Source organism: Monashia sp. HAY1-2A (assembly GCF_056755315.1).
The window spans coordinates 1-246 of sequence record NZ_JBNDHY010000657.1 but is presented as its reverse complement, the minus strand read 5'-3'; the positions used below and the strand labels follow the sequence as shown (position 1 = coordinate 246).

The following is a 246-nucleotide window of genomic DNA, read 5'->3' as shown; positions in this document are numbered from 1 at the left end:
CCCCAACCGCCATCCCGGCCGTGTTCAAACTCGACCCGATTTCCGCGACCGGCACCGCGATTTTTTTCTCCGCGCTGATCTCGATGCTGGTATTGAAGATCAACTTCAAAACTGGTCTGACCACTTTGAAAGAGACCTTCTACGAACTGCGCTGGCCTATTCTGTCGATCGGCATGGTGCTGGCCTTCGCCTTCGTCACCAACTATTCCGGCATGTCTTCGACCATGGCGCTGGTGCTGGCCGGTA

1 protein-coding gene is annotated in these 246 nt (G+C 56.1%); it reads left to right on the top strand.

Annotated features, from left to right (window positions below):
• On the top strand, positions 1-246 hold a 246-nt coding region (locus tag ACPYOM_RS23440; RefSeq protein ID WP_481347818.1), incomplete at both ends, for an L-lactate permease.